Below are 23,034 nucleotides of genomic sequence, written 5' to 3' on the forward strand. Positions count from 1 at the left end.
ACGGGGGCCCGTGCCGGGGAGGCAGCACGGGCCTTCGAGAACGGCGACACCGCGCCTGGCGGGGCGGCGGTACCGCCCGCGAGACGGCGACCCGGTCCGCGAGGACGGCGGGCGCGGCAGGGCAGAGTCAGGTGAGCCGGTGCAGGGCCTCGGTGAGGAAGTCGCCGAGCGCCTCCGGGGACTCGATGTTCAGGTCGGCGGCGGTGGAGACCTCGTCGCCGGTCTCCGGGTTGGCCACCGCCACGCAGACGCCGAAGAAGTCCGGATCGGCCGCCTCCCGGGCCCGCAGCGCGGCGAAGGCCTTGATGTCCGAGACGTCGTCGCCGAAATACCACGCGCAGTCGGCGTCCCGGACCGCCTCGTCGATCACCATGCCCTTGTCCCGGTCGACGGGTGGCTTGAGTTCCAGCACCATCCGGCCGACCTGCACCCGCAGGCCCAGCCGGTCGGCCTGCTCCCGACCCCACCGTTCGACCTGCTCGGCCAGGTGCGGCGCGGTCCGGTAGTGCAGGGCGACGGAGAGCCGCTTGTATTCGACGAGCGTCCCCTCGGGCAGCTCGGCCCGGGCCTGGTCAGCGAGGTCGGCCATGGTGGGCACGAACGACAGCGCCGCCTCCTCGGTGACGGTCTCGCCGGAGGCGTGCAGGTGTTCGAGCCCGTAGAGGCCGTAGAGGTCCACGCCGGGGGCGCCGGCGAACCGGTCGCGTAGGAACTCCACCGGTCGGGCCGAGACGATGGCGACCCGCTGCACCACCTCGGTGAGCGCGGTGATCGCGGCCAGCGCCTTCGGGGCCGGCTCGACGGCGGTCGGGTCGTCCCGCACCGGGGCGAGGGTGCCGTCGAAGTCGAAGAACAGGACACAGCGCCCGGCTCGCTCGGCGGTCGCCCGCCACGCCTGCTCGGCAGTCAGTTGACGACGGGTCGGGGGCCGCTCGCCCCCCGGGTTGATCGGCGGCACGGGCGTCAGCGTACCCCGGCGGGTTGCCACCGCAGACGTCGAAGCGAAAACGTCTCACCCGTCGAGGCGGCAACCTCGACCGGTCGCGGTGGCGACCCGCCGGCAATTCCGGTACGGGTCCGGCGGCGGCGCGGGCCGGCAGTCGGCCGGCGGTGCTGGCGGCGATCTCCCCAGGTCGCCGCGTCGGCCGCACGGCCGTCGGTGAACCTCCGTGGCGAAGGTTCAGTCGTCGCCGCCGAGCATCGCCCGGCGGCCGTGCAGTCGTGGTCCGATCGGCACCACCGCCGGGTCCTGGCCGCGGCTGAGCAGGTAGCCCTCGACGAAGCCGGTGTTGTGGTCCCCGGTGTTGCGGTCGAGTTCGTTCAGTCGGGTGGTCAGGAACTCGGTGAGTGCGGTGATCCGTGCCTCGAGTCGTTCGTGCAGATCGGCGACGACGGCCAGGACGACGGCGGTACCGGTGGCGGTGATGGCGAGCGCGTTCACGAGGAACGGCACCGGGTCACCGCCGTGCACCGTCCCCACCACGATGTTCGCGGTCACGCACAGGGTCAGGGACACCGCCGCGACAACGACAGCCATCCATTTCAGGGTCATGGCTGACCCTCCTTCTGTCCCGCAGGGCTGAATTCGGCCTTGTCCCGTCCCCCCGCCGACGACGAGCCCAAGCAGTACGAAGAGCGACGTTAGCGCGACTGATTGATTCCTGGACCTGATTGGATGGGACTCATGCGCGAAGTTGCGCCATCTGAGTAACTACCCGGCTTGCCTTCGCCCTTTTCGGACATCTACCGGCAAGGTCGGGCGATAGGCTAGATAGCGGATGGTCTCTCGAATGTGGAACTTCTCCGCGTCCGAGACGTTAGGGTCGACCAGCCGGCGCAGCAACGCCTCGACGTCCGGGTCCATCGGCGGGGCACTCGGTGCCGGCCGGGACGGGGTGCCGCGGTCCCAGCCGAGCACTCCGAACGCCACCCCCGGGTCCAGGCCCAGCCCTTCGCAGAACGCGACCACCCGGGCCGCCTCGGGGTCGCTGGCCCACTCGCCGCGTACCCAGCGGTTGATGGTCTGCCGGGAGACGCCGGTGCGTCGGGAGACCTCCGTACCGGTCCAGGCGCGGGTGGTGCGGGCGTCGTCGAGGGCTTTGCGTACGAAGGCAGCGAACGCGATCTTCCGTCCGTGGGCGCGGTCCGGCACCCGGTGACGGTACGGCCAGCCGTCGCCCTCCGGGGGGACTGCGACCAGCGTGTACTGCGTGCGTGACAACGGCTCACTTTTCCGACGCGCGGTGGTCTTGCTTGTGTTGAGGGGTATCACGTGCCCACAATAGGTGTCCGTAGGCGTGGGGGTAATCAGACGAAAAGCTGATACTGTCACGCGTACGGTACGCCCTACCGTGTGTCGCGTGCATGAGACGGTTCGTGCTCGCGAGGGTGACATCCTCGTGACTGGAGGAGTCCGGTGACCGAACTAGCAACCCGGGCCCAGGCATTCGGTCTGATCGCCGACGGCGTCGCCGCCGGCCTCAGTGCGCCGTGGCGGCTCTACCTGGCACGGGGCTGCCGCTACCTGTCGCTGAACGTCGGCGACCGTGCGGAGTGGAACTCCTGGCGGACCCACCTCGGCTGCCCGGAGCTGAGCGTCCGGGTGTACGACGCGGGCGGCGAGATCCGGCGGGCCTCGGTCGCCGAGGTCGTGCTGGACGGCTGCCGGATCAGCGTCGAGCTGGTCGAGGAGGTGAGCACCGAGGATCTCGACCGGCTGCTCGTCACCGACCCCACCTCATTCGACCCCACATCCTCCGACCCGGAGGAGAAGTGACCGCGCCGACGACCGGTCGGTGCGGTGCGGAGCTCCAGGACATCGACGAGCGGAGCGAGGAGACTTGCGTGAGCGAGAGTTACCGGCGAACCGGCCGACTCAGGCCCCGGTTCCGGCCCCGGTTCCCGGCACGGTTCCGGACCCGGTTGCGGGCCTCCGGCGCCGGCCGGTCGAGCGGGGTGCCGGCGTGAGCGGGCAGCGGTCCCTGGTCGGCCGGCCGGGCCCGGGCGATCGTGCTGCCGGCGAGTGGTGCGAGGGGCGGATCCGGTGAGCCCGTTCTTCGTGGTCTTCCTCCTCTTGCTGCTCGCCTCGGCCAGCTACGCCGCCGGGCGGCTGCACGGCCAGCTCAGCTACCGGCTCGGTTACCGGTTCGGTTACCGGCAGGGATATTTCGACGGGGACAGGGGAGCCTGGAACCGTCGGCGCAGGGAGGCGCAGGCGGCCATCGCCTCGGTGTTGGCGGTGCCATCACCCAGCACACCGCACATCGCCCACACCGTCGTAGGTCAGGGAACGACGTACACGGGCGCCTCTTTCGCGGGGACCGCGACCAACGGCGGACGGCACTCCACCGACGCACTCGCCGGCCGGAACCTGACCGGCGGCGCGGTGGGGTGAGCGGTCGCCCGCGAACACGGTGCCGGTCCGAACGGACCCGCACCGTCGGGATCACCTCAGACCGGTGACGGTGATCCCACCGGCCGGGATGCGCGCAGGGGGCATGCATCCCGGCCGGTCCGCCGTCCGGGCGTCGCGCGAGCCGGTCGCCGTCCAGCCAGGTGCCGGCCGGTCCGCCGCCCGGCCCCGTGCGAAGTCGCACAGCCGCGTGCCCTAGCCCAAGCTGGCATCTCCCGGTTAGCGTCTACGCCATGGCACGGGGTCGTCCCGGGCCAGCCGGCCGGCCCGGACTCTGCGAACGCGTGCGCCACGGGGCCCGCATCCGACCCCGTGTCCCCCGGGCACCGGACGAGGCGGAACGCGGGTGTACGGGTGCACACCCGCCGGAGCAGGCCTGTGACGAATCGCCGTAGCACTCCTCGGGCCGACGACCAGAACCCGGCCGCCACCAAGCCCGCGGGCCGAGCCAGGACCGGACGCCGTACCCGGACGTCCGAGCCGGCCGCCAGTGCGGAGCCCGCACCAGAACGCCGGGCGTACGTCCTGGACACCTCGGTACTGCTCTCCGACCCCGGCGCCTTCCACCGGTTCGCCGAGCACGAGGTGGTGGTGCCCCTCGTGGTGATCTCGGAGCTGGAGGGGAAGCGCCACCATCCGGAACTGGGCTGGTTCGCCCGGCAGTCGCTGCGGATGCTCGACGAGCTGCGGGTGAAGCACGGCCGGCTGGACCAGCCGGTGCCGGCCAACGACGCGGGCGGCACGCTGCGGGTGGAGCTGAACCACTCCGACGACGGCGTACTGCCGCCGGGGTTCCGTACCGAATCCAACGACACCCGGATCCTGTCGGTCGCGCTCAACCTGGCCGCCGAGGGCCGGACGGTCACGCTGGTCAGCAAGGACATGCCGCTGCGGGTCAAGGCGGCGTCGGTGGGGCTGACCGCCGACGAGTACCGGCACGGCCAGGCCAGCGACCCGACCTGGACCGGCATGGCCGAGCTGGAGCTGGCCGAGGAGCAGGTGAACCAGCTTTACGACGGCGCGGCGCTGGACCTGGACGCCGCCGCCGGACTGCCCACGCACACCGGCCTGGTACTCCACTCGCCGCGCGGCTCCGGCCTGGGCCGGGTACTCCCGGACAAGACCGTACGTCTGGTCCGGGGCGACCGGGAGGCGTTCGGGCTGCGCGGCCGCTCCGCCGAGCAGCGGGTCGCGCTCGAACTGCTGCTGGACGAGTCGATCGGCATCGTCTCGCTCGGCGGCCGGGCCGGCACCGGCAAGTCCGCGCTGGCGCTCTGTGCCGGCCTGGAGGCGGTGATGGAGCGGCGCCGGCACAAGAAGGTGATCGTCTTCCGCCCGCTGTACGCCGTCGGCGGCCAGGAACTCGGCTACCTGCCCGGCTCGGAGGCGGAGAAGATGTCGCCCTGGGCCCAGGCGGTCTTCGACACCCTCGGCGCGGTGGTGCACGAGAACGTGATGGACGAGGTGCTGTCCCGGGGGATGCTGGAGGTGCTGCCGCTCACCCACATCCGGGGGCGGAGCCTGCACGACGCCTTCGTCATCGTCGACGAGGCGCAGTCGCTGGAACGCGGGGTGCTGCTCACCGTGCTGTCCCGGGTCGGCCAGGGCTCCCGGGTGGTGCTCACCCACGACGTGGCCCAGCGGGACAACCTGCGGGTCGGCCGGCACGACGGGGTGACGGCGGTGATCGAGGCGCTGAAGGGGCATCCGATCTTCGCGCACGTCACCCTGAGCCGGTCCGAACGGTCGCCGATCGCCGAGGTGGTCACGGACCTGCTGGAGGACATCCCGTTGTAGCCGGTGAGTGGGCCGGGCAGCGGCAGACGGCAGAGCTTTGTCCTAGTTTATGCCCATAAGTGGCGTGACCCAGTTCACAGTTCTCGCCACTGGTTTCCCAACTGCCCCACCTTGCGCAATCGTGTCCCTCGAGCGCCCACGCCCCGGAGGCATCGCGGGAGATCAGTTCTCCGCCTCCGCGCGGCGGAGGCACCGACGCCACGGCGGGTCGGGGTCGCGGCCCGCCGGGGCCGGGGCGCTCGCGGCGTGACCGGCGGCCTTTCCGGCTCCGCTGCGCCGCGTCCCTGATCCCGACGAGAGGACCACTGGTGTGAGTCGGCTGTGGAGCCGGTTCGGTGTCCGGGGAGTCGCCGTTGCCCTGCTCCTGGGGGGCGTCGGCGGTGGTTACTACCTCGGCGAGGACCGGGAAGCGCAGCAACACAGCATCGAGGCCGAGTCGGCGTTCGACGCGCAGCAGGCCGAGTGGGACCTGCTCCGCGAGCGACACGCGGCGCACATCCGGGCCACCGCCGAGCAGCGGGCCGCGGAGGCGGAGGCCGCCCGGAAGGCGGCCGAGATCGCCAAGGCGGCGGCGGAGCGGGCCAAGAAGGCGGAACAGGCCGCGAGCCGAAAGCGCGAACGCGAGAAGCAGGAGAAGGAGGCGGCGGAGCAGGCCACCAAGCCGTACGACGGGCCGATTCCCGCCTCCTGCAACGAATACAGCGGTAACCGCGAGATCGGTTGCGCCCTGCTGCTCGACAAGGGCTTCGCGCTTTCCGAGATGCCCTGTCTCGACAGGCTCTGGAAGAAGGAGAGCGGCTGGAACCACAAGGCCGAGAACAAGAACACCGGGGCGTACGGCATCCCGCAGGCCCTGCCGGGGACCAAGATGGCCTCGGCCGGCAGCGACTGGCGGACCAGCCCGGCGACCCAGATCAAGTGGGGTCTCGGCTATATCAAGGGTCGGTACGACACGCCCTGCGGCGCCTGGAGCTTCTTCCAGGCCGAGGGCTTCTACTGAGCCGAACGTCACAGGTCGACCACCTCGGAGGCGGGGGCCGGGCCGGAGGCGCCCGCGCCCCCCGCTTCCGGGCGGCGTTTTCCGCCCTGTCGACCGACTCCGGTGGCGGTCGGCGCGGGAAGCTGATAGCAACTTGAGGGTGACGTTCGACCCGATGTCCCGGGGCAACGACCCCAACCGGTTCGGCACCGAGGCCTTCTACGCGGCACTCGGCCGGGCCTTCGTGGCGATGTGCGCCGTGGTGCCGGTGCTCTTCGTGATCGAGGCACTCGACGTCTGGCTGAACGCCGGCTTCGACACCACCGCCGGGATCATGCCCCGGAACATCGCCGGGCTGGACGGGATCTTCTTCGGGCCGTTCCTGCACCACGGCTTCGACCACCTCTACAGCAACAGCGTGCCGCTGATCCTGCTCGGCACCTTCGTCCTGGCCGCCGGGGCGAAGCGGTTCCTCTACTCCACGCTGCTGATCATGTTCGTCAGTGGGCTCGGGGTGTGGTTCACCGGGTCGCCCCGGTCCATCGTGGTCGGGGCGAGCGGGGTGGTCTTCGGCTACCTCGGCCTGCTCTTCATGCGGGGCATCGTCGAACGCAGCTGGTGGAACATGGGCGTCGTGCTGCTGGTCGGCCTGCTCTACGGCTGGCAACTGCTCGGGGTGCTGCCCACCGACGAGCCGATCTCCTGGCAGGGGCACCTCTTCGGCCTGCTCGGCGGGCTGGTGGCCGCGGTGGTCTTCCGACGGCGCCGCCCCCGCGACGACGACCCGTACCGGTCGGAGTCGACCATGACCCTGCCCTGACGCCGCGCCCCTGGCCTGCGCGGACGCCGCGTACACCCGCCGGTGGGACGGCTATTGCTTCGATACCTGTTGTCCGCCTACGGTCGGATCAGCACAGTTGTTGATCAGTCCGTGACCGGAGAGCGACGGTGGGCACATGCGTGAGGTCGATGTCGCGATCATCGGAGCCGGCCCCACCGGGCTCTTCGCCGCCTACTACGCCGGATTCCGGGGACTGTCGGTCGCGGTCGTCGACGTGCTGCCCGAGCCCGGCGGGCAGGTCACCGCGATGTACCCGGAGAAGATGATCTACGACGTCGCCGGGTTCCCGTCGATCAAGGGTCGCGACCTGGTCGCCAACCTGGTCACCCAGGCCGCGTCCTTCGACCCGGAATACCTGCTCGGGGTACGCGCCGAGAAGCTGTCCTACCTGGACGGCAGGCCGGCGCTCAGCCTGGCCAACGGGGAAGCCCTGCACTGCGGGGCGATCATCGTCACCGCCGGGCTGGGCAGCTTCACGCCCCGACCGCTGCCCGCCGCCGAGAACTTCGTCGGCAGCGGCATCGTCTTCTTCGTACCGCACCTGGCCGATCTCGCCGGGCAGGACGTGCTCATCGTCGGCGGCGGCGACTCGGCGTTCGACTGGGCGCTGGCCCTGCAACCGCTGGCCCGGTCGGTCACCCTGGTGCACCGCCGGGAGAAGTTCCGGGCACACGCCGCCACCGTCGACCGGGTACGCGGACTGCCGGTACGCATCGTGGTCAACGCCGAGGTGACGAAGCTGCACGGCGAGGGCGCGGTGACCGGGGCGGACCTGGTGGTGAAGGGCGGCGCGACCGAGACGGTCCCGGTCGACACGGTGGTCGCCGCGCTCGGTTTCACCGCCGACCTCGGGCCGCTCACCGAGTGGGGACTGGCGCTGGACAAGCGGCACATCCTGGTCGACAGCACGATGGTGACGAACCTGCCCCGGGTCTTCTCGGCCGGCGACATCACCGAATATCCGGGCAAGGTCCGGCTGATCGCCACCGGCTTCGGCGAGGCCGCGACGGCGGTGAACAACGCGGCAGTGGTGATCAATCCGGCCGCCCACCTCTTCCCCGGCCACTCCTCCGACGCCGGCTGACCCAATCCTCGGCTGACCCGACCGGCTGACCCGACGCCGGCTACTCCTGCTCGGCCAGCGGGCGGCCGTCGAAGTCGACCGCCGAGTAGAGCGCCAGCTTCTCCAGCCGGTGGTAGGAGTCGATCACCCGGATGGTGCCGCTCTTGGAACGCATCACGATCGACTGCGTGTACGCGCCACCGGCCCGGTAGCGGACCCCGCGCAGCAAATCGCCGGAGGTGATCCCGGTCGCCACGAAGAAGGCGTTGTCCCCGGTCACCAGGTCGTCGGTGCCGAGTACCCGATCGAGGTCGTGTCCGGCGGCGAGCGCCTTCTGGCGCTCCTCGTCGTCCCGGGGCCAGAGCTTGGCCTGCATCGCCCCGCCCATGCACTTGAGCGCGCAGGCCGCGGTGATCCCCTCCGGGGTGCCGCCGATCCCCATCAGCACGTCGACGCCGGACTCACCCCGGGCCGCCGCGATGGCCCCGGCGATGTCGCCGTCGGAGATGAACGCGATGCCGGCGCCGGCCCGGCGGATCTGCTGCACCAACTCCTTGTGCCGGGGCCGGTCCAGCACGCAGACGGTGACGTCGGAGACCTCCGCACCCTTGACCTTGGCGATCCGGCGCAGGTTCTCCGCCACCCCGGCGTCGATGTCGATGACGTCGGCGTAGACCGGGCCGACCGCGAGCTTCTCCATGTAGAAGACCGCGCTCGGGTCGAACATCGCGCCGCGCTCGGCCACCGCGAGCACGGCCAGCGCGTTCGGCATGCCCTTGCTCATCAGCGTGGTGCCGTCGATCGGGTCGACCGCGACGTCGACCTCCGGGCCGCTGCCGTCACCGACCTGCTCACCGTTGTACAGCATCGGGGCGTTGTCCTTCTCGCCCTCGCCGATCACCACGACGCCGCGCATCGGGATCGAGTTGATCAGCTTGCGCATGGCGTCGACGGCCGCGCCGTCGCCACCCTCCTTGTCGCCCCGGCCGACCCACCGGCCGGCGGCCATCGCCGCCGCCTCGGTCACCCGGACGAGGTCGAGGGCCAGGTTGCGGTCAAGGTTCTGTGGCACCCGGGTACGGGTGTTGGTCATGTCGGCTCCTCCTCGCGGCACTGCGGGGTGGCCCGGCACGGCACGGCGCCGCCGCCAGCCTTGGTCAGGAATCCTGACACGCCTGTCAACTTAACGCCGGTTCGGGCCCGGTGGTCCGGATCACGGCAACCGGTCGACTGCGGCGGACCCGGGCCACCCATTCTGCCGGGTACCCGTGCCGTGGTCCGCCGGATCCGGCACCGGTTCCGCCGACCGGAGTCCTCGGCGGGCCGCCCGGAGAACCGTTGCCGGCGGAGCTGTCAAGATAGTGGGGTGAACTCCGCCCAGCCTGCCGACCACCTCCCCGCCGACCGCGCCCCGGCCGACAAACTGCCAGCCGGAGCCGGAGCCGGAGCCGGAGCCGGACCGGTCGACGGGCGGGTAACGCCGGCCGACGGCGGGCCGGTCGACGGGCGGGTGGTGCCGGCCGCGATCAGGTCGCAGCGCTCGACCAGGGACGTTGTCATCTCGCTGCTGGTCCTGCTGGTGCCGATCGCCCTCCTGATCGGCTTCGGCCGGATCGTCCTCGGCGCGGACCAGCCGGTGGTGGTCGACGCGGCCCCGGTGTTCCAGCAGGCCCGGTCCGCCAACGCCTTCCCGGTGAGCGAGCCGGCCGACCTACCCGACGGCTGGCGTACCGTCACCGCCCAGTTCCGGCGCGAGGAGGCCGGCGCGACGCTGCGGATCGGGTACCTCAGCCCGGACGGCGGCGGCGTGCAGCTGGTGCAGAGCAACCTGCCGGCCGACGGGCTGTTGCCGGCCGAGTTGACCGGCGAGGGACGGCCGCAGGGCACGGTGGAGGTGGCCGGGCGCAGCTGGCAGCGTTACACGGCCCGTCCCGGCGAGTCGGCGCTGGTCCTGCTGGAGCCGGGCCGGACGGTACTTGTCGTCGGCCAGGTGCCCGAGCGTGAGCTGCACCGGATGGTCGTCGCCCTGCGGTAGTCGGCACCTCCCGGCGCCCTGCGTGCCCGCACCCGATCGTGGGTAATGGTGGGTAATCAGCACAGCGGGGACTATCTGGGGAGGAACGACCGTGACAATCCGACGGTGGGGCGCCGCCACGCTCGCTGCCGTGGCCCTGTTCGCGCCGGCTCTGACGGGCTGTGCGCGCGGGGGCACCGAACCGGAGACCACCGGTTCCGCGGCACCGACGGTTCCGACGGACGCCAAGGAGGCGCTGCTCGCGTCGACCAAGGAGATCGCGAAGGGCAACTTCAAGTTCAGCATGAAGGGCGCGGACCTCGACGGTCAGGGCTTCGTGCACCAGCCGAGCCAGAGTGCCCAGATGAGCATGAAGGCCGGCAGCGGCGATTTCTCGATGGACATGGAGGTCGTCTACATCTCGCCGGACAGCTGGGTGAAGCTGACCGTCACCGGTGCCGAGGGCGTACCGGGGCTGGAGAAGTTGAACACCGGCAAGTACCAGCACCTGGACCAGTCCAAGATCAAGAGCACCGAGGGGCTGGGCTTCAACTTCACCGACGTCGACCCGGCCGGCAGCGAGGCGCTGACCAAGGCGATCGTCGACGTGCGGAAGACCGGCGAGGGCGCGTACACCGGGACCATCGACCTGGCCAAGGCCACCGACGCCGGCATGGTCAACGAGGACTCGGTCACACTGCTCGGCGCCGAGGCGACCAAGCTGCCGTTCGAGGCCAAGCTCGACACCGAGGGCCGGCTCACCTCGCTGGCCATCCAGCTCCCCGCGGTCGGCAGCGGCCAGGAGCAGGAACTGACCGTCGGCTACTCCGACTACGGCGCGGCGAGCCCGGCCAAGGCGCCGCCGGCGGCCGAGGTCGTGGAGGCGTCGCCCGAGCTGTACGAGCTGTTCAACAAGTGACACCCGCTGCCGGGTGGGGTGGCGCCGTCCGCCCCGCCCGGCGGACCGGCGGTCAGCTCCGGTCGGTCTCCCGGGCCTGCCGGACGGCGTCGATCCGCTCCCGGGCCCCGTCGAGAAAGCCCTGACAGATCTCGGCCAGCCGCTCGCCCCGCTCCCAGAGCGCCAGCGACTCCTCCAGCGAGTTGCCGCCGGCCTCCAGCCGCTCGACCACCGTGGCCAGCTCGGCCCGAGCCTGCTCGTAACTGAGCCCGTCACCCGGTCCGCTCGCGCGGTCGTCACCGTCAGTCATCAGATTCCTTTCGTGGATACCTTCGCCTCGCGGCGTGGACCGCGCACACCCGTACGCCGGCTACGGCTCGACGACGGCGCCCAGTTCCCCCTCGGCGAGGCGTACCCGCAGCGGGTCACCGGCGGCGACCTCGCCCGGTGCGCGTACGACATGGCCGTCGGCGCGCTGCACGATGGCGTACCCGCGGTTCAGGGTGGCCGCCGGGGAGAGTGCCCGCAGCCGCGCCACGGTGTGCCGCAGGTCCTCGGTCGCGGTGCCGACCCGGTGCCGCACGCAGCGCACGGCCCGGTCCCGCAGTGCGGTCACGTCGGCGGCCCGCTGGTCGAGCAGCACCTCCGGCCGGGCCAGCGCCGGGCGGAACCGCCAAGCGTCCAGCCGGTGCGCCTCCCGGTCGACAAGCCCGGTCATCGCCCGGTCGAGCCGGTCCCGGGCCATCCGGATCAGCCGGCTCTCCTCGCCCAGGTCCGGCACGATCCGCTTGGCGGCGTCGGTAGGCGTCGAGGCGCGCAGGTCGGCGACGTAGTCGACAAGCGGCGCGTCGGTCTCGTGCCCGATCGCGCTGACCACCGGGGTACGGCAGCCGAAGACCGCCCGGCAGAGCGCCTCGTCGGAGAAGGGAAGCAGGTCCTCGACGCTGCCGCCACCCCGGGCCAGCACGATCACGTCGATGCCCGGGTCGGCGTCGAGCACCTTGAGCGCGTCGACGATCTGCGGTACGGCGGTCGGCCCCTGCACCGCCACGTTCACCGTCCGGAACCGCACCGCCGGCCAGCGGCGCCGGGCGTTCGTCAGGACGTCCCGTTCGGCCGCCGAGGCGCGGCCGGTGATCAGGCCGATCCGGCCGGGCAGGAAGGGTGGCCGGCGCTTGCGGGACCTGTCGAAGAGCCCTTCGGCGGCGAGCAGCTTCTTCAGTTTCTCCAGCCGGGCCAGCAACTCGCCGAGCCCGACCTGCCGGATCTCGTCGGCCCGCAGGCTCAGCGTGCCCCGGGCGGCGTAGAACTCGGGCTTGGCGTGCAGGAGTACCCGGGCGCCCTCGGCCAGCTCCGGTGCACCGGCGTCCAGTACGTCCCGGTTGGTGGTTACGGTGAGGCTGAGGTCGGCCGACGGGTCCCGCAGGGTGAGGAAGACCGTCGCCGCGCCGGGGCGCCGGCTGAGCTGCGCCACCTGCCCGTCCACCCAGACCCAGCCCAGCTTGCCGATCCAGGCGCTCAGCTTCTGGCTGACCACCCGGACCGGCCACGGCTCGTCCGGGGTACTGCGCGGGATGCCGGCCTCGGTCATCCGGTCAGCCTACGGCGGGCGGCGCACGGCCCCGGGCAGCACCTCACGGCCCCGGCGGGCCGGCGGCCAGCGGGCGGAACGACGGGCGGAACGTAGACTGGACGGGTGACCGGAGCTCAGGCGACACCCCAGACCGGTAAGCGAGTCCTGCTGGCGAAGCCCCGCGGCTACTGCGCCGGCGTCGACCGTGCCGTGCAGACCGTGCAGGAGGCCCTGAAGCTGTACGGGGCGCCGATCTACGTCCGCAAGCAGATCGTGCACAACAAGCACGTCGTCTCCACCCTGGAGCGGCAGGGCGCCGTCTTCGTGGAGGAGAACGAGGAGGTGCCGGAGGGTTCGATCGTGGTCTTCTCCGCGCACGGCGTGGCGCCGGAGGTCCACGAGCAGGCCCGGAGCCGCTCGCTGAAGGCGATCGACGCCACCTGCCCGCTGGTCACGAAGGTGCACCACGAGGCACGGCGGTTCGCGGCGGACGATTACGACATTTTGCTCATCGGTCACGAGGGGCACGAAGAGGTGATCGGCACCTCGGGCGAGGCACCCGCGCACATCCAGCTCGTGGACGGTCCGGAGGACGCCGACAAGGTGACCGTACGGGACCCGTCGAAGGTGGTCTGGCTCTCCCAGACGACCCTGTCGGTGGACGAGACCATGGAGACCGTCGCCCGGCTCAAGCGGCGGCTGCCGCTGCTCCAGTCGCCACCCAGCGACGACATCTGCTACGCCACCCAGAACCGCCAGCACGTCGTCAAGGAGATCGCCCCCGAGTGCGACGTGGTGATCGTGGTCGGCTCCCGCAACTCGTCGAACTCGGTCCGGCTGGTCGAGGTGGCGGTGGACGCGGGCGCCCGGGCCGGCCACCTGGTCGACTACGCCTCGGAGATCTCCGACGAGTGGCTGACCGGGGCCAGCACCGTCGGCCTGACCTCCGGAGCGAGCGTCCCGGACGACCTGGTGACGGAGGTGCTCGACCACCTCGCCGCGCGCGGCTTCGCCGAGGTGACCGAGGTGACCACGGCCGACGAGCGGCTGACCTTCTCGCTGCCCCAGGAACTCCGGCGGGACATGAAGGCGGCGGCCAGGGCCGCGGCCGGGCAGCCGGACGAACTCGCGGCGAGCGCCGCCAACGGCTGAACCGGGCCGGACGGTGCGGAACGGGTCGGGCCGGACGGTGCGGAAAGGGCTGCGGTGCGGAACGGACGGCGTGGCGTACGCGTCGGATCTGCCATGACGACGCGCTGGCTGCTCGGCGTCGTGCTGGCCGGCGGGCTGGCGCTCGCCGGCTGTGCCGACTCCGGTCCGACCCCGCCGGGTGGATCGGGAGGCAGTCCGGTGACCACGTCCCCCTCGCCAGGTCCGTCCTCGGCCGATCCGTCCGGGTCGCCCGGCGCCGTCCCGAGCACCCCAGGCGGCCCGATGGCCGGACCGGGCACCCCGACCAGACCGCCGCACGGCGGTGCGGGACCGAGCGGTACGACCACGGTCAGCGGGACGGTCCAGGCCGGCGTCGAGCCGAACTGCCTGCTGCTGGAGGGTTACCTGCTGGTCGGCGGCCCCCGGGACGTGCTCGCCCCCGGTGCCCGGGTGACGGTGACCGGCGAGATCCGCGCCGACCTGATGACCACCTGCCAGCAGGGCACCCCGCTCCAGGTGCGATCCGCCACCCGGAGCTGAACGGCCTCGCCGCACGGCCGGCGGCACAGCCTCGCTCGGGGCGGCGACGCGATCGGGCGATCAGAGTCGCGGTGACCGGGAGAGCCCCGGCGACGGTGCCGACGGCGGACCGTCGAGCAGCTCGGGCGCCTGCGGTTGGCGCGGAGCGCTCTCGACCTGCGGTGGCACCGGCAGGTCGTCGCCGGCCACGCCCAACTCGGCGAGCTTGCGCGCGCTGACCAGCACCCGCGCCTCCAGCGAGCCCACCGCCCGGTTGTACGCGGTCACCGCCCCGCCCAGCGCGCCACCCAGTTTGGAGACGTGCTCGCCGAGGGTGCCGAGCCGGCCGTACAGCTCGCGGGCCAGGGCGTGCACCGCCACCGCGTTGCGGGCCAGCGCCTCCTGCCGCCACGAGTACGCCACGGTGCGCAGCAGCGCCACCAGGGTCGCCGGGGTGGCAAGTACGACGTTGCGGGCGAACGCGTGCTCCAGCAGCGTCGGGTCGCGTTGCAGCGCCACGTCGAGGAACGGGTCGGCGGGTACGAAGAGGACCACGAACTCGGGGGACTGGTCGAAGGCGGTCCAGTAGGACTTGGCGGCCAGTGCGTCGACGTGGGCCCGCAGGTGCCGGGCGTGCGCGTCGAGCTGCCGGTCCCGACCGTGGTCGTCCCTGGCCTCCATCGCGGTCAGGTACGCCTCGAACGGCGCCTTCGCGTCCACCACCACCGACCGGCCGCCGTGCAGCCGGACCACCAGGTCGGGGCGGACCGTCTGGTGCTCGGTCGCCGCCGTCACCTGCTCGGCGAAGTCGCAGTGTTCCAGCATCCCGGCCGCCTCCACCACCCGGCGCAGCTGGTGCTCGCCCCATCGGCCGCGTACCTGCGGGGCGCGCAGCGCGGCGACGAGCTGCTTCGTCTCGGTGCGCAGCTCGCCGGAGACCGAGGTCATCGAACGGACCTGCTCGCGCAGCTCGGCGTACGCGTCGACCCGGTTCCGCTCCAGCTCGGCGACCCGCTGCTCGTAGCGGCGCAACGTCTCGTGCAGCGGGGCCACCGCCCGGGCCACCGCCTCCTGCGACTGGGCGGTCGCCTGGTAGGAGAGCGCCCGCATCGACTGCTCCAGCCGGCCCTCGCCGTCCCGGGTGGCGCGCAGGGTCGCGTCCAGCCGGGCGATCTCGGCGGTCGACCGCGCGGTCGCGGCGAGCCAGCCGACCGCCCCGCCCGCGACGAGGCAGACGATCACCACGGCGACGGTCGAGAGGTCCATCTGACAGAGCATGCCAGGCGCCGGCCGCGGCGCCGGGAGTACTCGCCGGGGGTGGTGGGTACCGTTGGGTGATGGGCGAGGTGATCTGGCTGCTCCTGCTGGTGGTGCTGCTCGGCGGCGGGGTGCTCTGGTGGCGCCGGGAGCGGGCCGCCCGGCGGGCCCGGGAGCTGGCCGACTCGCGGGCCGAGGCGAGCCGCTGGTACGAGCGGCTGGGCGGGCAGTTGATGCACCTGCACGGCGACGAGCCGGCGGTGCGGCAGGCGCTCGCCGACGCCGGTGAGCGGTACAACGCCGTCGGCAGCCAGCTCGAACAGGCGCGCAGCGCCCGGCAGTACGAGCTGGCCCGGGAGACCGCCCTGGAGGGCCTGGCGTACGTCCGGGCGGCCCGGGTGGCGCTCGGCATCGACCCGGGGCCGGAGCTGCCGCCGCTGGCCGCCGCCCGGGGGGCCGGGGCGATCACGGTGCCCCGGGAGGTGCAGGTGCGGGGCGAGACGTTCCGGGCCGGGCCTGAGCCGGGCTCGGCGACGCCCTACTACTACCCGGGTGGCCGGATGCAGGGTCGGCCGGTGCCGGCCGGCTGGTACTCGACCCCGTGGTGGAAGACCGGCCTGGCCGCCGGTGCCGGGGTACTCGGCGGCATGCTGATCGCCGACGCGCTCTTCTCGCCCGCCTTCGCCGACCCGGGGTACGGCTACGACGCCGGCTACCAGGAGGGCTTCGCCGACGGGACCGACCAGGCCGACGCGGGCGCCGCCGGTGGCGACGACTTCGGGGGCGGGGACTTCGGGGGCGGTGATTTCGGCGGCGGCGGAGATTTCTAGGGCGGCGCGGGGGCTTTCCAGTTCCTGCGTCATGATCGTCCCGGTGGTCACCTCGATCGTCGGGTTAGCCGTCCGGCGGATGGTAGGGCTGCCGGGATGGTCCGCCGCCCGTCGAGCCGGCAGAGTCGTCAACTGTGAGCGTTGAGGTGGAGACCGCGGGTGGGCGCCGGCCGGAGATCGCCGGACGCTGGTCGACCAGCCTGGCCGTGGCCGGGCTGGCGGTGGCGGTGGTGACGGCGGCCGCACAGTCCATCGACCGGTTCCACTGGTGGGCCGGCTTCGTACTCGTCCCAGGCGCCCTGGTCGCCTCGTCCGGCGGGCCGCTGCTGGCCCGCGGTGGTGGGCGGGCCTTCGTCGGTTACCTGCTGGCCTGTGTCGGCGGGCTGGTCTTCGCCGTCGGTGCCCTGCTGATGTTCGGGGTGATGGGGCGCGGCTGGCCTTTCATGATCACGCTTCCGGCGCTGGCCGTCGCCGGCACCTATTTCTGGCGGTCCCCCGATCCGCTGGCCAGGGCCTTCCACCGCACCGTCGCGCTGCTGGCGTTGGACGCCGCCGCCCTCGGGCTGACCTTCCTGCTGCTGGTCAACGACGTGCTGGACTTCGGCCGGATCGGGTGGTGGGGCGGGTTCGTGACGGTTGCCGGCGCGGTCATCCTGGCCAACGGGCTGGAACTGCTCCGGCACCGGATCGCGTACCGGGCCCAGGCCGTCACCCTGGCCGTCGGCCCGGCGGTGATCGCCATCCTGCTGGGCCTGCGCTTCCTGCGCGACTGGCCGTTCTGGCCGTGACCGGCCGCGCCGGCCGGGAAACCGCCGCGCCGGGAGTAGCCGCCGGGGGACAGGTCAACGCTCGTCGCCCGGGCGTACGACGCCCGCCTCGTATGCGAAGACCACCACCTGGACCCGGTCCCGCAGGTCCAGTTTGCCGAGGATCCGGCCGACATGGGTCTTCACGGTCGCCTCGGAGACGGTGAGCAGCCCGGCGATCTCGGCGTTGGACCGGCCCCGGGCCACCTCCACCAGCACCTCCCGCTCCCGGTCGGTCAGCCGGTGCAGCCGCTCGTCGGCCGGGGACCGCCCGGTCGACGGGTCCGGCAGGTGCGCGGCGAAGGCGTCGATCAGCCGCCGGGTCACGCTCGGCGCCACCACCGCGTCGCCGGCCGCCACCGCCCGGATCCCGGTGAGCAGGTCGGCCGGCGGCACGTCCTTGAGCAGGAAGCCACTTGCCCCGGCCCGCAGCGCGGCGAAGACGTACTCGTCGAGGTTGAACGTGGTGAGCACGAGGATCCGGGCCGGCGTGCCGGACTCGACGATCTGCCGGGTCGCCTCGATCCCGTCCAGTACCGGCATCCGGACGTCCATCAGCACCACGTCCGGGCGGAGCGCACGAGTCATCACGACGCCCTGCGCACCGTCGCCCGCCTCGCCGACCACCGCCAGGTCGGGCTGGCTCTCCAGCACCATCCGAAAGCCGAGCCGCAGCAGCGGCTGGTCGTCCACGAGCAGCACGCCGATCGTCACGCCGGCCGCCCGTCCCGCCGCCCGGTCACCTCGGCCGCCCGTCCCGCCGCCCGGTCATCTCGGCCGCCCGGAGCACCGGTCACGTCGTCTCCTCGTCGTCGAGCCGCAGGCGGGCCCGTACCCGCCAGCCGGGGCCATCGAGCCGGGGACCGGCCTCGACCTCACCGCCGTACGTCGTGGCCCGTTCGATCATCCCAGTCAGTCCGTGCCCGGGCACCACACCCGGCACGGCCGCCTGGCCGGCGCCGTCGTCGACGATCTCCAGGTGCAGGCCGTCCGGCCGGAAGTCCAGCCGGATCCGCACCTCGGCGGCCGGGCCGGCGTGCTTGAGCGTGTTGGTGAGACCTTCCTGGACGATCCGGTAGACCGCGAGTCCGACACCGGGGCCGGACGGTGGCGGCGTGCCGTCGACGGTCAGCCCGACCCGCAGTCCGGCGGTGCGGACCTGCGCCACAAGTGTGTCCAGGTCGTCCAGCCCCGGCTGGGGGGCACGGCCGACGGCGTCGTCGCGGAGCAGACCCAGTAGCCGGCGCATCTCGCCGAGCGCCTGCCGTCCGGTCGCGGACACCTGCGTCATCGTCTCGGCAGCCCGCTCGGGTGCCGTACCGGCGGCGTAGCTGGCGCCGTCGGCGAGGGCGACCATCACCGCGAGGTTGTGCGCCACGATGTCGTGCAGGTCCCGGGCGATCCGGGCCCGTTCGGCGGCGACGGCGAGCCGGGCCCGCTGGTCCCGTTCCCGCTCCAGCCGGCGGGCCCGCTCCCGCAACTCGGCCAGGTACGCGTGCCGGATCCGCACCGTGATCCCGAGCAGCACGGTCGCGGCGAGACCGCAGGTGAGAAACCCCAACGCGGTCCAGTGCGGGCCGCCCGGCAGCAGGAGTACGGCCGCCGGGACCTCGATGGCCGCGACGACCGGCCAGACGTGGCGCTGCGGGCAGTACCGGGCGACGGTGTAGACCGCCACCGCGACGACGAGTTCCGGATGTATCCCGCTGACCCGGATCCCCTCCAGCAGCGCCGAGACGATCGCCAGGCCGTACACCGACCAGCAGACCAGCACCGGAGCCCGCCGCCGCCAGACCAGCGGGGCGTGCACGGCGACGAACCACAGCCAGACGGGGACGTCGGTGCCGGCGAGCGCCACCGGTCCGCTCACCAGCCCGAGCATGACGACCAGGCCGGCGTCGACCCACCGGGGCCGGCGCCGGAGCAGGTCCCGGAACCCGCGTACCGCCGGGCCGAACCGGTCGACGGGTCGGGCCGACCCCGCGCCGGAGCGCGGGGCCGGCGGGACGTCCCGCATCGGGTCACCTCCTTCCCGGCTGGGGTCCGCGGTCAACTGTCCGGCTCGGTTCCACGGCCAACGGCCCAGCTCAGCTCAGCGGTCGAGCACACCGGCTGGGTCCGTGGTCAACCGTCCCGTCGGCCCAGCACGGCGATCCCGCCGAGCAGCAGCAGGGCGGCCCAGCCGACAAGCGTCGCGGCGGCGGCGCCGGGCGACAGCATCTCGAACGGGGCGGCTTCGGCATCCAGGGCGTACATGGCCTGTCCGGCCAGGGCCGGCACGAACTTCAGCACCTCCTCCTCCCGCTCGCCGGGCAGCACCGGCCCGACCAGTACCGGTGCGACCATCAGCAGCACCACCAGCGCGGTGATCGCCCCGGCGGTGTGCCGCAGCATCGCACCGATGCCGAGCCCGAGCAGCCCCATCAGGACCGCCGATCCGGCCGCTCCGGCGATCGCCCGGGGGACTCCGGGATCGGCCAGGCTGGCGGAAGCCGACGAGCCCAGCCCGACCTGGCAGGCGAGGAACGCGCCGAGGCAGCTGACCGCCAGCACCGGGACGGTGGCGCCGGCCAGTGCGACCGCCTTCGCGGCGAGCACCGGCCAGCGCCGGGGTACGGCGGTCAGGGTGGCCCGGATCGCGCCGCTGCCGTACTCGCCGGTGATCTGGATAACCCCGAAGACGCCGACCACCAGCATCAGGAAGTCCATCGGCAGGAACGCCACCGCGACCGTGCCGGCCGGGTCCGGCGGCGGCTCGCCGGACTGCACCGAGCGGCGTACGCCGTAGCCGATCGCGCCGGCCAGCCCGACCGCGAGCAGCAGCACCGTACCCAGGGTCAGCCAGGTCGAGCGGAGCGAGCAGAGTTTCGTCCACTCCGACCGGACCACCCGGGCGAACGTGATCCTCACCGGTACTCCACCGCCTCTCTGGTCAGCTCCATGTACGCCTCCTCCAGCGAGGCCCGTCGCGGCGTCAACTCGTGCAGGGCCAGCCCGCCGGCCCGGGCCAGCTCGCCGATCCGCTCGGCGGCGAGTCCGGCGGCCCGGAACAGTCCCGGTTCGACGTCGGTGAGCGCGGCGCCGTCTGCGACGAGGAGTTCGGCCAGCTCGGTGGCGTGCGGCGAGCGCACCAGCACGCTGCCGACGGCGACCCGGGCGATCAGTTCCGCGCCCGTGGTGTCGGCGAGCAGCCGTCCCCGGCCGATGATCACCAGGTGCTCGGCGGTCACCGCCATCTCGCTCATCAGATGGCTGGAGACCAGCACTGTACGTCCCTCGGCGGCCAACCCCCTTAGCAGGTTGCGCATCCAGAGCACCCCGTCCGGATCGAGCCCGTTGACCGGCTCGTCCAGGATCACCACCGCCGGGTCGCCGAGCAGCGCGGCGGCGATCCCGAGCCGTTGGCCCATGCCGAGGGAGAAGCCGCCGGCCCGGCGGTCGGCGGCGGCGGTCAGTCCGACGTCGTCCAGCACCTCGTCGACCCGCCGCCGGCCGATCCCGTGGGTCTGCGCCAGCGCCAGCAGGTGGTTGCGGGCACTCCGGCCCCGGTGCACCGCCTTGGCGTCCAGCAGCGCACCGACCTGGCACAGCGGTGCCGGGTGGTCGCGGTAGGGGCGACCGGCCACGGTCACCGAGCCGGCGGTCGGCCGGTCCAGCCCGACGATCACGCGCATGGTGGTGGACTTGCCGGCGCCGTTCGGCCCGAGGAACCCGGTCACCTGGCCAGGTCTGACCGCGAACGACAGTTGGTCGACGGCGAGGGTGCCGCCGTAGCGCTTGGTCAGCGCGCGCACCTCAATCATGGCTCCGACGCTAGGCGCGGCCGAGCCGCCCGCCGACCGCCGTGAGGCTGGTCGTCGACGCCCCGGCCGTACGCCTGAGGTCGTACGCCGTCCTGCTAGCGGGGGAGCCGCCAGGTGAGGCCGTGGCCGTACGGGTAGCGGACCGTGCCCGGGTCGGCCGGGTCCGGGACGCCGACCGGGAGCTTGCCGCGCGGCGCGACCTCGCCGACGAGTACCCGGGTCAGCGCCTCCATCGACGCCTTCGTGTAGCCGAACGTGGCGAGCTGGGTCGGCACGTCGTCGAAGTGACCGACGTCGTAGGCGTCCCGGACGGCGACCACAGCCACCGGCCTGCCGGTGGCGGCCAGTGCGTGCACCAGCTTCTGCTGCCGGGCGTTCGGGTCGGTGACAGTGGTGTCGAACGCCTTCTGGGTGAGCACGACGGTCAGGTCGTTGGCCTCGGCCGCCGCCACCGCCTCGGCGATCTTCGCGTCGTTCGGCAGCCCGGTCGGCAGCGCGGTGGTCCGGTTGCCCCGGCCGGCGAGCCCGGCGGCCAGCGTGCCGACGTTGTCGAAGGCGCTGGAGTTCCAGCCGGTGACCAGGATCGACCGGTCGCCGGCACCCGCACCGGACCCGGACCCGGACCCGGCACCGGCAGCGGACCTGGACCCGGACCCGGACCGGCGGGACAGCGGCAGCAGTTCGGCGTCGTTGCGCAGCGCGGTCACGGTCCGGTCGGTGACCTCCCGGAGCGCGGCCTGGTGGGCGGGCTGCCCGACGACCCGCTCGGCGGCGGCCGGGTCGACCGTCGGCACCCCGTCGAGTACGCCCCGGCGCTGCTTGAGGGTGAGGATCCGGCGTACCGACTCGTCGATCCGGGACTCGGTCAGCTCGCCGGAGGCGACGGCGGCGAGTACCGAGTCGATCGCCAGGTCCAGGTTCGGCGGCATCAGCAGCAGGTCGGCGCCGGCCTTGAGGGCGAGTACCGGGACGCGGTCGTCGCCGTACTTCTGACGTACCCCGGCCATGGCGAGCGAGTCGGTGACCACCACGCCCCGGAAGCCGAGCCGCTCCCGGAGCAGCCCGGTCAGGACCGGCGCGGAGAGCGTGGCCGGGTCGCCGGAGTCGTCGAGCGACGGTACGACGATGTGTGCCGTCATGATGGTGTCCACCCCGGCCGCGATGGCGGCCTGGAACGGTGGTGCGTCCAGCCGCTGCCACTCGGCCCGGCTGTGGTGGATCACCGGCAGCGCGGTGTGGCTGTCGTCCCGGGTGTCCCCGTGCCCGGGGAAGTGCTTGGCGGCCACGCTGACCCCGGCGCCGGACTGGAAGCCGACCACCTGGGCGGCGGTCATCCCGGCCACCAGCAGCGGGTCGGAGCCGAAGGAGCGTACCCCGATCACCGGGTTGGCCGGGTTCACGTTGACGTCGGCCGACGGCGCCCAGGCCTGCCCGATGCCGACCGCCCGCAGTTCCCGCCCGGTGATCCGGGCGGCGGTGTACGCGTCGGGCAGGCTGCGGCCGGCGCCGAGCGCCATGTTGCCGGGGAAGAGGGTGGCCGGGGCCGGCAGCCGCTGCACGACGCCGTGCTCCTGGTCGGTGGAGATCAGCAGCGGGATCCGGGGACCGCTGGCGGCGGCGCTGGCCTGGAGTTCGTTGGAGAGCGTGGCGATCTGCCGGGGCGAGTCGAGGTTGTGCGACCAGGTGAAGTAGATGACCCCGCCGAGGTGGTACTTCGCCACCACCTCGGCGCCGATCTCCACCCCGTACGCCTGGCGGTTGGCGGCGGCGTCGGACGCGTTCGGCGCGGTGGCGGAGCCGCCGTAGACGTAGCTGGCGAAGAGCTGGCCGACCTTCTCCGGCAGGCTCATCCGGGCGACCAGCCGGTCCACCGTGGATGGCGTGCCGTGCGTGGGTGGCGTGCCGTGGGCGGGCGGGGCGGCGGTTCCGGCGACGAGCAGGACCGTCGCGACGGTTGATGCCAGTAGCCGGGTCCGCATGGCACCTCCAGGTGGTTCATCCGATCCTATAAATTAGTCGGCTTCCCGGCTGCGGGCAAGAAGCTTCTCTGTTCTTGCCTTCCACGAAGGAAAGCTTCATGCTGGTCGGGG

24 protein-coding genes are annotated in these 23,034 nt (G+C 72.7%); 12 read left to right on the forward strand and 12 right to left on the reverse strand.

Annotated elements, in window-relative coordinates; translation table 11 throughout:
• Positions 1 to 127 precede the first annotated feature (127 nt).
• The 3 genes from otsB to O7626_RS01110 all read right to left on the reverse strand — a co-directional run bounded on the left by otsB (position 128) and on the right by O7626_RS01110 (position 2,152).
• Positions 128 to 958 (reverse strand): trehalose-phosphatase, encoded by an 831-nt coding sequence (gene otsB, locus O7626_RS01100; RefSeq protein ID WP_278058334.1) that lies wholly within the window; start codon positions 956 to 958, stop codon positions 128 to 130.
• A gap of 222 nt (positions 959 to 1,180) precedes the next feature.
• Entirely contained in the window at positions 1,181 to 1,552 is a 372-nt protein-coding gene (locus O7626_RS01105; protein ID WP_278058335.1) for a hypothetical protein, read from the reverse strand.
• A 159-nt stretch (positions 1,553 to 1,711) separates the two neighbouring features.
• The gene (locus O7626_RS01110) at positions 1,712 to 2,152 is read right to left on the reverse strand and encodes a helix-turn-helix transcriptional regulator (RefSeq protein WP_278058337.1); all 441 of its coding nucleotides are present in this window, start codon (positions 2,150 to 2,152) and stop codon (positions 1,712 to 1,714) included.
• 264 nt (positions 2,153 to 2,416) lie between these two features.
• Between O7626_RS01110 and O7626_RS01115 the strand changes: the two genes are divergently transcribed.
• The 6 genes from O7626_RS01115 (at position 2,417) to O7626_RS01140 (ending at position 8,113) form a co-directional block, all read left to right on the forward strand.
• Complete coding sequence (locus tag O7626_RS01115) at positions 2,417 to 2,776, forward strand: hypothetical protein (RefSeq protein ID WP_278058339.1); 360 nt, start codon at positions 2,417 to 2,419, stop codon at positions 2,774 to 2,776.
• Positions 2,777 to 3,043: 267 nt separating this feature from the next.
• Positions 3,044 to 3,394, forward strand: a complete 351-nt coding sequence (locus tag O7626_RS01120) for a hypothetical protein (RefSeq protein ID WP_278058341.1) — start codon at positions 3,044 to 3,046, stop codon at positions 3,392 to 3,394.
• Positions 3,395 to 3,790: 396 nt separating this feature from the next.
• Positions 3,791 to 5,209: a PhoH family protein gene (locus O7626_RS01125; protein ID WP_278058343.1), complete on the forward strand. Its 1,419-nt coding sequence runs from the start codon at positions 3,791 to 3,793 to the stop codon at positions 5,207 to 5,209.
• 310 nt (positions 5,210 to 5,519) lie between these two features.
• Positions 5,520 to 6,209 carry a transglycosylase SLT domain-containing protein gene (locus O7626_RS01130; protein ID WP_278058345.1) on the forward strand — a complete coding sequence of 230 codons (690 nt, stop codon included), beginning with the start codon at positions 5,520 to 5,522 and terminating at the stop codon, positions 6,207 to 6,209.
• Positions 6,210 to 6,363: 154 nt separating this feature from the next.
• The gene (locus O7626_RS01135) at positions 6,364 to 7,008 is read left to right on the forward strand and encodes a rhomboid family intramembrane serine protease (protein WP_278066012.1); all 645 of its coding nucleotides are present in this window, start codon (positions 6,364 to 6,366) and stop codon (positions 7,006 to 7,008) included.
• Positions 7,009 to 7,144: 136 nt separating this feature from the next.
• On the forward strand, positions 7,145 to 8,113 hold the full coding sequence (locus O7626_RS01140; protein ID WP_278058347.1) for an NAD(P)/FAD-dependent oxidoreductase: 969 nt from the start codon (positions 7,145 to 7,147) through the stop codon (positions 8,111 to 8,113).
• A 40-nt stretch (positions 8,114 to 8,153) separates the two neighbouring features.
• On the opposite strand, the gene glpX is transcribed toward O7626_RS01140, so the two are convergent.
• Positions 8,154 to 9,185: a class II fructose-bisphosphatase gene (gene glpX, locus O7626_RS01145; protein ID WP_278058350.1), complete on the reverse strand. Its 1,032-nt coding sequence runs from the start codon at positions 9,183 to 9,185 to the stop codon at positions 8,154 to 8,156.
• 273 nt (positions 9,186 to 9,458) lie between these two features.
• Between glpX and O7626_RS01150 the strand changes: the two genes are divergently transcribed.
• Positions 9,459 to 10,127, forward strand: a complete 669-nt coding sequence (locus tag O7626_RS01150) for a DUF4245 domain-containing protein (protein ID WP_278058352.1) — start codon at positions 9,459 to 9,461, stop codon at positions 10,125 to 10,127.
• A 91-nt stretch (positions 10,128 to 10,218) separates the two neighbouring features.
• On the forward strand, positions 10,219 to 11,025 hold the full coding sequence (locus tag O7626_RS01155) for a hypothetical protein (RefSeq protein WP_278058353.1): 807 nt from the start codon (positions 10,219 to 10,221) through the stop codon (positions 11,023 to 11,025).
• 52 nt (positions 11,026 to 11,077) lie between these two features.
• Here the strand turns inward: O7626_RS01155 and O7626_RS01160 are convergent, their stop codons facing one another.
• Positions 11,078 to 11,314, reverse strand: coding sequence for an exodeoxyribonuclease VII small subunit (locus O7626_RS01160; RefSeq protein WP_278058355.1), 237 nt, complete (start codon positions 11,312 to 11,314; stop codon positions 11,078 to 11,080).
• Between the two features lie 60 nt (positions 11,315 to 11,374).
• On the reverse strand, positions 11,375 to 12,595 hold the full coding sequence (gene xseA / locus O7626_RS01165; RefSeq protein WP_278058357.1) for an exodeoxyribonuclease VII large subunit: 1,221 nt from the start codon (positions 12,593 to 12,595) through the stop codon (positions 11,375 to 11,377).
• Positions 12,596 to 12,700: 105 nt separating this feature from the next.
• Here xseA and O7626_RS01170 point away from each other — a divergent pair, with 105 nt between their 5' ends.
• Together O7626_RS01170 and O7626_RS01175 are read left to right on the forward strand one after the other, a co-directional pair.
• Positions 12,701 to 13,729: a 4-hydroxy-3-methylbut-2-enyl diphosphate reductase gene (locus O7626_RS01170; protein ID WP_278058359.1), complete on the forward strand. Its 1,029-nt coding sequence runs from the start codon at positions 12,701 to 12,703 to the stop codon at positions 13,727 to 13,729.
• A gap of 93 nt (positions 13,730 to 13,822) precedes the next feature.
• Positions 13,823 to 14,269, forward strand: a complete 447-nt coding sequence (locus O7626_RS01175; RefSeq protein WP_278058361.1) for a hypothetical protein — start codon at positions 13,823 to 13,825, stop codon at positions 14,267 to 14,269.
• A gap of 60 nt (positions 14,270 to 14,329) precedes the next feature.
• Here the strand turns inward: O7626_RS01175 and O7626_RS01180 are convergent, their stop codons facing one another.
• Positions 14,330 to 15,526, reverse strand: a complete 1,197-nt coding sequence (locus O7626_RS01180) for a DNA recombination protein RmuC (protein WP_278058363.1) — start codon at positions 15,524 to 15,526, stop codon at positions 14,330 to 14,332.
• 59 nt (positions 15,527 to 15,585) lie between these two features.
• Between O7626_RS01180 and O7626_RS01185 the strand changes: the two genes are divergently transcribed.
• Together O7626_RS01185 and O7626_RS01190 are read left to right on the forward strand one after the other, a co-directional pair.
• A complete protein-coding gene (locus tag O7626_RS01185) occupies positions 15,586 to 16,335 on the forward strand; it encodes a hypothetical protein (protein ID WP_278058365.1) in 750 nt (249 codons plus the stop codon).
• Between the two features lie 134 nt (positions 16,336 to 16,469).
• Positions 16,470 to 17,123, forward strand: a complete 654-nt coding sequence (locus O7626_RS01190) for a hypothetical protein (protein WP_278058367.1) — start codon at positions 16,470 to 16,472, stop codon at positions 17,121 to 17,123.
• Between the two features lie 54 nt (positions 17,124 to 17,177).
• On the opposite strand, the gene O7626_RS01195 is transcribed toward O7626_RS01190, so the two are convergent.
• The 5 genes from O7626_RS01195 to O7626_RS01215 all read right to left on the reverse strand — a co-directional run bounded on the left by O7626_RS01195 (position 17,178) and on the right by O7626_RS01215 (position 22,923).
• On the reverse strand, positions 17,178 to 17,855 hold the full coding sequence (locus O7626_RS01195; RefSeq protein WP_278058369.1) for a response regulator transcription factor: 678 nt from the start codon (positions 17,853 to 17,855) through the stop codon (positions 17,178 to 17,180).
• Between the two features lie 79 nt (positions 17,856 to 17,934).
• Entirely contained in the window at positions 17,935 to 19,158 is a 1,224-nt protein-coding gene (locus tag O7626_RS01200; RefSeq protein WP_278058370.1) for a histidine kinase, read from the reverse strand.
• A gap of 107 nt (positions 19,159 to 19,265) precedes the next feature.
• The gene (locus O7626_RS01205; protein WP_278058373.1) at positions 19,266 to 20,051 is read right to left on the reverse strand and encodes an ABC transporter permease subunit; all 786 of its coding nucleotides are present in this window, start codon (positions 20,049 to 20,051) and stop codon (positions 19,266 to 19,268) included.
• Positions 20,048 to 20,944, reverse strand: a complete 897-nt coding sequence (locus O7626_RS01210; protein WP_278058374.1) for an ABC transporter ATP-binding protein — start codon at positions 20,942 to 20,944, stop codon at positions 20,048 to 20,050. Before O7626_RS01210 ends, O7626_RS01205 begins: the two co-directional genes overlap by 4 nt.
• Positions 20,945 to 21,039: 95 nt before the next feature.
• Positions 21,040 to 22,923, reverse strand: a complete 1,884-nt coding sequence (locus O7626_RS01215) for a glycoside hydrolase family 3 protein (RefSeq protein WP_278058376.1) — start codon at positions 22,921 to 22,923, stop codon at positions 21,040 to 21,042.
• Positions 22,924 to 23,034 lie beyond the last annotated feature (111 nt).

The organism is Micromonospora sp. WMMD1102 (assembly GCF_029626265.1).
Taxonomy (GTDB): domain Bacteria; phylum Actinomycetota; class Actinomycetes; order Mycobacteriales; family Micromonosporaceae; genus Plantactinospora.